This window comes from Mycobacterium sp. 1423905.2 (genome assembly GCF_001673155.1).
Classification (GTDB): domain Bacteria; phylum Actinomycetota; class Actinomycetes; order Mycobacteriales; family Mycobacteriaceae; genus Mycobacterium.
In genome coordinates this window covers 1-988 of sequence record NZ_LZLE01000313.1, presented here as the reverse complement: position 1 = coordinate 988, position 988 = coordinate 1, and the positions used below count along the sequence as shown (strand labels likewise).

The following is a 988-nucleotide window of genomic DNA, read 5'->3' as shown; positions in this document are numbered from 1 at the left end:
CAGCGAAGGCCAGCGATCGATGTTGCGGGTACGGGCCGGCGAGACGAAGTCGATCACGGCCAACCCCGCACCAACACCTACCACCACCCCGAAAAACTCTTGGCACCCGAGGACGACCCGTGACACTTGACACGCTATCGAACGCTTGTTCGAATAGGGATTATGCGTTGGTCTGACCAAGCCGTTGCGGTCAACGGCACACCGGTCGATGACGGCGCGCTACCGGGATTGCAGCGGCTCGGCCTGGTCCGCAGCGTCCGAGCGCCGCAGTTCGAGGGCATCACCTTTCACGAAGTCCTGTGCAAGTCCGCGCTGAACAAGGTGCCGGACGCCTCGGCCCTGCCATTCCGTTACACCGTCAACGGCTACCGCGGCTGCTCGCACGCCTGCCGCTACTGCTTCGCTCGCCCCACCCACGAATACCTCGACCTCGACAGCGGCGACGACTTCGACACCCAGCTAGTGGTCAAGACCAACGTCGTAGAGGTGCTGCGTCGTGGGTGTTTTGGCGGGTGGTGTAGCCCTTTTCGGCCAGGGCGTGGTCGCCGCCGCAGGCGAAGGTGAGGTCGTTGACGTCGGTGGTGTGGCATTGTGCGTAGGGGGTGACGTGGTGGACTTCGCAGTAGTAGCCGGGGACGTCGCAGCCGGGGGCGCTGCAGCCACGGACCTTGCCGTATAACACGATTCGTTGCGCGGGGGATGCGAGGCGTTTGGTGTGGTAGAGCGCCAGGGCTTTGCCGCGGTCGAAGATCGCCAGATAGTGATGCGCGTGGCGGGACAGCCGGATCACATCGGACATGGGCAACAGCGTGCCGCCTCCGGTCAAGCCCTTTCCCGCGGCCGCCTCGAGCTCGCGCAGGGTGGTGGTGACGATGATCGAGGCCGGTAGCCCGTTGTGCTGGCCCAGGTCCCCGCTGCACAGCAGGGCGCGGCAGGCGGCCAGCAGCCCGTCGTGGTTACGTTGCCCGGCGGAGCGCAGGTCGCCTTT

General features: G+C 65.7%; 2 pseudogenes. One reads left to right on the top strand and one right to left on the bottom strand.

Going from position 1 to position 988, the window contains the following annotated elements:
* Positions 1 to 162 precede the first annotated feature (162 nt).
* Positions 163 to 495 (top strand): annotated as a pseudogene (locus tag A9W95_RS26525) (radical SAM protein); the annotation flags it as partial.
* 7 nt (positions 496 to 502) lie between these two features.
* Here A9W95_RS26525 and A9W95_RS21185 read toward each other — a convergent pair.
* Positions 503 to 988: pseudogene (locus tag A9W95_RS21185) on the bottom strand (DUF222 domain-containing protein); the annotation flags it as partial.